The 6,004-nt window shown below is 57.2% G+C and carries 4 protein-coding genes and 2 pseudogenes; 4 read left to right on the forward strand and 2 right to left on the reverse strand.

Features of this window, described 5'->3' with window-relative positions:
• Window positions 1–666, forward strand: a pseudogene (locus ACRXB1_RS28305) (hypothetical protein); the annotation flags it as partial.
• Between the two features lie 37 nt (window positions 667–703).
• Here ACRXB1_RS28305 and ACRXB1_RS28310 read toward each other — a convergent pair.
• Together ACRXB1_RS28310 and ACRXB1_RS28315 are read right to left on the reverse strand one after the other, a co-directional pair.
• A complete protein-coding gene (locus tag ACRXB1_RS28310) occupies window positions 704–1,498 on the reverse strand; it encodes a polysaccharide deacetylase family protein (RefSeq protein ID WP_449493915.1) in 795 nt (264 codons plus the stop codon).
• A 29-nt stretch (window positions 1,499–1,527) separates the two neighbouring features.
• A complete protein-coding gene (locus ACRXB1_RS28315; protein ID WP_075358454.1) occupies window positions 1,528–2,622 on the reverse strand; it encodes a glycosyltransferase family 4 protein in 1,095 nt (364 codons plus the stop codon).
• Between the two features lie 717 nt (window positions 2,623–3,339).
• On the opposite strand from ACRXB1_RS28315, the gene ACRXB1_RS28320 reads away from it, so the two are divergent.
• From ACRXB1_RS28320 to ACRXB1_RS28330, 3 genes and pseudogenes are all read left to right on the forward strand, one after another.
• The gene (locus tag ACRXB1_RS28320; protein ID WP_449493913.1) at window positions 3,340–4,002 is read left to right on the forward strand and encodes an alpha/beta hydrolase; all 663 of its coding nucleotides are present in this window, start codon (window positions 3,340–3,342) and stop codon (window positions 4,000–4,002) included.
• Between the two features lie 80 nt (window positions 4,003–4,082).
• Entirely contained in the window at window positions 4,083–4,682 is a 600-nt protein-coding gene (locus ACRXB1_RS28325; protein ID WP_449493914.1) for a GNAT family N-acetyltransferase, read from the forward strand.
• 986 nt (window positions 4,683–5,668) lie between these two features.
• Window positions 5,669–6,004, forward strand: a pseudogene (locus ACRXB1_RS28330) (hypothetical protein); the annotation flags it as partial.

The raw sequence follows: 6,004 nt of genomic DNA on the forward strand, positions 1-6,004 counted from the left end.
TCCACGCGAGCGCCGGCGGTTCCTGCTGCCTATCGCGACACGCTTGCGCAACGGTTTGCAAGCGGCGGCGGACACGTCGAGGGTGCGGGCGAGCCGATCGTGCGCACGACTGTTCCTGCTGCATTCTCGCGCCCAATCAACCGGAACGCCCCCGCAGCGCCTGAGGGGTATCGTCTTGTGAGCCGGACGGCAAGTCGCCCGGTTACGTCACAAGGCGCGCCGACTCGAAACGTGGGACAAAATGTGCCGCGAGAGGAAGGGCGCAATCCACAGGCTGCGCAGCCGGCACAGCCGCATCCGCCGTTGGCAGCGCAAGGGGGCGCCCCGAGGCCTTTCGTCAATAACGCCGCTCATGATCCCGCGGACCATGCGCCGAGGCCCGAACAGCAGAACGAGGCGCAAGGGGCGCGGCAAGCACAGCCGCAAGCGCAATCTCAATCTCAACCGCATGCGCTGAATGAGCCGGCACCGCATGCGCTTAAAGGACCACAATCGGAACCGCGGCCCGAACCGCGTCCAGAGGCAAGACCCGAGCACGAAGCGCCGCATGCCACGCCACCTGTACAACACGCGGAGTCACATCCGCAGCCGGCGCGGCCACCCGAGCATGAGCAACACCAGGAGCATCAAGAGCACCAGGAGCATCACGACGAACACGCAAAGTGAGAAGAGGGCGGCCATCCCGCCGCCCGTACAATGCAATTTACCGCTTGAGCTTCAGATAAGCGCGGCTCAGGAGAGGCCGGCTATGCACCCATAATCTCGATGCAAGCCACGGCGCCGGCTTGTCACGCACTTCGAGCCTGTATATGGAGTGCTCGCCGGCGCGCTCGTTGCTGACGTTCGGCGCCATCTCGCACGTGTAGAAATGGCGGAAGCCGGCTTCGCGAGCAACACGCAGGTAGTCATCGTCGAAGAAACCTTGCGGCCAGCACAAGTGATCCGACACTTCGCCCATGCGGGCGCTGAACGCTTCGCGAGCATCGATCAGATCACGCTCGAGGCCGGCGCATTTCTCTGCGCGATTCGCGGCCACTTTGTCCCAGCGCAGATGGCTATGCGTATGGCTGTGGAATTCGAAGGTGCCTGCACGACGCATCGCATCTATCTCGGACCATCGCAAGATCGTGCGATCGGGTTCTCCGCCTTGTATTGCGAGATCCCCTTCACGATGCCCCAGCAACTCGGGCAGCGCACCACCGGTCTGCGCGTTCGGGCGCGGCGCGCCTTCGCCGGGCCAGCTTGTCACGAGAAAGCACAGGGCAGTGAAGCCGTGCTTCTCGAGGACTGGGTGCGCGTGGACCCAGTTGTCGAGATATCCGTCGTCGAAAGTCAGAACCACGGATTTCGGCGGCAGCGGCTCGCCTGCGAGGAACGCGCTCAGTTGCGCCGCGCCCGCTGTCCTGTAGCCCGCTTCTGCGAGGTATGCCATTTGCGCTGCAAAATGAGCAGGCGAAACCGTGATCATTCCAGGCGACGTGCTGACATGGTGATACATCAGCACCGGCACCGCTCGCGCCCGCTGCGTCACGCGTTGGACCGGCGTTCGCGGATGCCGCGCCGGTAGAAGTCGATGGTTTCGTCGGCCATGCCGTCCACCGTGAAGCTGGCATCCGTCAGAAGGCGGCCGGCCACCCCGAGTTGCACACGCAGCCGGGGGTTATCGATCAGCCGCGCCATGGCCGCGCGCAACGCGGGAATATCGTGCGGTGGCACGAGCAGGCCATTGATGCCATGCGTGATCAGTTCGGGCACGCCATCCACGTCGGTTCCGATCACCGGCAAGCCCGCAGCCATGGCCTCTATATAGGATTGCCCCAGCGCTTCCTGATGCGTCGGCAGCACGAAGAAATCGCAGCCTCGCAGCACGTTCGGAATGTCCGTGCGAAAGCCCAGAAGATGGATACGATCAGAAAGGCCCATACCATCGACGATATTCTTTATCTTTTCAAACCACGGGCCATCGCCGGCCATCACGACATGCAGATTGGGACGCTCCGCGAGCATCGGCTGGACTGCGTCGATCAGGTCCTCATGGCCTTTTTTGTCGCGCACGATCGCGACCATGCCCGCGATGACTGCGTCGCCGTCGAGCCCGAGTTCCGTGCGCAACGTTGAATGTAAAAGCGGCTCGGGTTTCACAATACCGTCATAGATCGTTTCTACACGACCCTTCGATACCCCGGCGGAGATCAGGTACTCGCGTACATGCCGGCTCACCGCGATCACGCGATGCGGAATCCACGTGTAGGTCGCAAGCGAACTGATAGGCAACGCGAGGTGGCGCGTACGTACGACCAGCGGCGTACTCGCCAGGCGGCCGGCGGTTCCGGCCACGATGCTGTCATGCCCGCTATGCGTGTTGAGCACATCGAATCTGCGGCGCGAGAGCAATGACTTGATCGTCAGCATCGACTTCACGTCGGCGCCGCCCTTCATGCGGGCGTGATGAACAATAAAGCCTTCCTCTTTCGCGCGCACGCCAAGGCGAGCTTCTTTGGGGCAGACCACCTCGACCGTGTGTCCGCGTGTGCGCAATATGATCATTTCCTTGAGCGTCCGATGTTCCTGACCGCCCCATCCGGTGGATGATTCGCTGTGTAGTACGCGCAATGACTTCATGGTCCGCTTTCCCGCTTTGGGCGACATGTAACTGGATCGTATCTGTCCGTAATATATCGTAATAATCGAGAAGATTAGCGGTTAATGAAGAAAAAATCCTGGGTTTCATCACCTGAGGAAAAATCTGCCGGGAGTTCAGGCTATCAAAGGCGCAAATCCCCAAACGTCAGGCTGGATGGGCCTTGTGGGGCGGGGGATAGACAGAGAATTAGCAAACGTTTGCAGAAAAAGAATTGGCGATCTCAAATCTTCTTGCGGCGGTCACGAATATAAATTTCGAGCTTTGAACGTACTGGAAAATCGTGGTTCGTTTGGACTAGAAACTAAAATTGCGCAATGCCGAGCGCTGACGGGCGGCTATCGTACGAACCGTGTTCACATATGTTTTGAGTATGGAAGGGTGGTATCGAATATATTTTACATCCGGGCCGGGGGTTTATATCCTATCGCCGGCCTGCGGTTTGCCGGGCGCCGTCATGCATCGTCCAGGCAGCGAAAATCAATTCTTGTTCAACCCCGAAGGAGGGGTCAATGCTTCAACCCCGGTATGCACGCATTTGCCTGACAACGATTTGCTGTCTTCTTGGAACTCACGCATTGGCTCGCGACATTCCTCATCACGCTCAAACGATAAGCTCCGAGGCCGACGAACCGCTTCAGTCCGGTGGCGGTACGGTAAGCGATCTGCCGTTGGAGGGCAGTAACTTCCAACGAGTCTTGTATTTACCCCCGGCGCGCGATGCCAAAGGCCTGATGATCATGTTTCCCGGAGGCACGGGCGAACTGGATATCGACAAGCATGGACGCATCAAGAACGCAAAGAACTTCGTGGTGCGGTCGAGCGACCTTTGGCGCGAGCGCGGGTATGGCGTATTGCTGGTCGATGCACTCGATCATCGATCGTTGCGAGGCCAGCGCAGCACTGCAGCGTATGCCGGGGTTATCGCAAGGATAGTTGCTTTCGCGCGCGAGACGACCCGCGCGCCGCTGTGGGTGCTGGGCACGAGTCAAGGGTCTATCGCTGCGATGAATGCAGCATCGCACGCGGGACAAAACGGGATCGCGGGTTTGATCCTGACCGAGTCGGTGTCCATTCTTGGTGGTTCGCACGAGACCGTCTTCGATTCACACCCCGAGAACGTTCGTGTTCCTTCGCTGGTCGTTGCGAACCGCGATGACCAATGCAAGGTCGCGCCGCCATCTATGGCGAACGCGATCGCGCAAGCCATTCACAACGCACGGGTTACCGTGTTGAACGTGAGCGGTGGCGTTCAGCATTCGCAGGACAACTGCGGCTCTTTGACGCCGCATGGCTACTACGGTATAGAGGACAAGGTCGTAGACGGCATTGTCGACTGGATGCAAAAGACGCGACCTTAGTGTTCGCTCAAACCGCTACGTAAGGCATCGTGTGCCGGTTGAATTAAGATTGATGCCTCCATGAAAACGGCTGGAAGACGATGACCACAGACGCTCTTGATACCAACCGGCCCACGTTGACAGGTCATTTCATCGAACTTCGTCCGCTTGAGGCAACGCACCTGGACGCGCTTCTCGAAGCCTCCGCGGATGGCGAGCTGTGGAACATGAAGGTGACGGTCGTCCCCGGACCGGACACAGTGGATGGGTACATTGCCACTGCGTTGGCCGAGCGCGAGACAGGGGCGGTCATGCCATTCGTCATTGTCAGGCGCGAGAGCGGCGAGGTACTTGGCAGTACCCGCTTCTGGAAGATCGATCGCATCAACAGGAAACTCGAGATAGGGCATACATGGTTGCGTGCATCTGCCCAGCGCACAGGTGTCAATACTGAAGCAAAATATTTGCTGCTCGCTCATGCATTCAATGTCATGAGCGCAGTGCGTGTCCAGTTCACAACCGACGAACTCAATGAAACATCGCGAGCAGCCATTTTGCGAATCGGCGCCAAGCAGGAAGGCATTGTTCGGCACGAACGCATCATGCCGGATGGCCGCAAACGCAATTCGGTGCGCTTCAGCATCATCGATACCGAATGGCCGGCGGTCAAAGAGTCCCTGGAGCAAATGATGGTGCGATAGACAATCGGCGCATTTTCAGCGCCGTTGGACTTGCTTTTAAATGGCCCGTTTTTGCGACTGCTTTCGCGCAAACGGGCCATTTTGTTACCTCTCCGTCTATTGATCGGGTTCGCAAAAAACATTCAATTAATCATACGAAATACCGTGATCAGTAGTATTTACTTTAAATATTAACAAAAAGTAACTTCATACTATAGGGAAGCCTTGAATACTGAAAGCTTCGTGGATTTTGTTTCACCTGAGGATGAAATTCTCACTGCTTGCGATTTTGGGGAGAGACGCAGTGCATCAATCGGTCACTGAGGAACTATTACTTATTTCAAAGTCTTTCCACCACGTTACACGGATGAAACGTTTTTTTGCGAATATAATTCGTCTGCCTCGACCACCCCGTAAGTAATACCTGTACAGAACTGCAGCGCGGTTGAACATGGCAGGAATTACGTGTTTGGAGGTACGAGCGAAATCCGGTAATGCGGGTGTGAGGCCTCCCGCGTGGAGTATCGGATGACGCGTTAATGTGCTGGATGTTGCAGCCCAAGCGATTAGTTCTGTCGCTTGATCGTTGGGAATAATTCAGCGTTGGCTGAATAGTAAGGGCTTCTAAATTTGTTGATAGGGTAGGCGGAGTTCGACTTTGGTTTGGCGTGAATCAAGCGGCTAAGAAGTGGTTCGTCCGGTTCTTGCTGCTCCACGCAGCGCATCCGGCCATGGCTGCAAGCAACACACCGCTAGATGCACGCGAGCTCTGGAATTATTTAGGATCGCATAGGAATAATGCATTTTCGATGCCACTTTGAGGGCAGGCCTGAACACGCCGGTTTAATGGCAAAACGCAAGAAAGCTTCAGATTTATCAGCAACGGACGCGATCACCGCGTTTTCAGCTTTACCTCTTTCAGTACCTCAACAACGCATACGCTGGACGGCTTCGATCGATCTTGCTGACTCCCCGGGGAAACCTGCTTTTAGCGATACATACGGACTATGATGAAATACTTAAGACTACTTCCGGTTGCAGCCGCGACAATGCTGGCGACATTTGGTGTGCAGAACGCGCAAGCGCAATCAAGCATCACGGTTTCCGGCACGCAATACAAGTTGTGTGGACAGGAGAATGACAACTGCACGTTCTCGGGAACCGGATCGGTCGTGTTTGGCGCGGTTCCGCCCAACGCGCCGTCGAGCATGCTGACAAGCCCGCGTACCTTCAGCAATGGAGTGGGATGCTATGTCGGCGCGGTTTCGCAGTCCGATCCCGCCTACGGTTATGGCAAGTCGTGCTGGGTCAGCCTGGCAGCGGCGAGCACGCCTCCCGCCACC

Source organism: Caballeronia sp. M23-90 (genome assembly GCF_053574605.1).

Bases quoted from the DNA above. Each gene is read 5' to 3' on its own strand.
- ACRXB1_RS28310 (WP_449493915.1), bottom strand. From the start codon at position 1,498: ATGTATCACCATGTCAGCACGTCGCCTGGAATGATCACGGTTTCGCCT.
- ACRXB1_RS28315 (WP_075358454.1), bottom strand. From the start codon at position 2,622: ATGAAGTCATTGCGCGTACTACACAGCGAATCATCCACCGGATGGGGC.
- ACRXB1_RS28325 (WP_449493914.1), top strand. From the start codon at position 4,083: ATGACCACAGACGCTCTTGATACCAACCGGCCCACGTTGACAGGTCAT.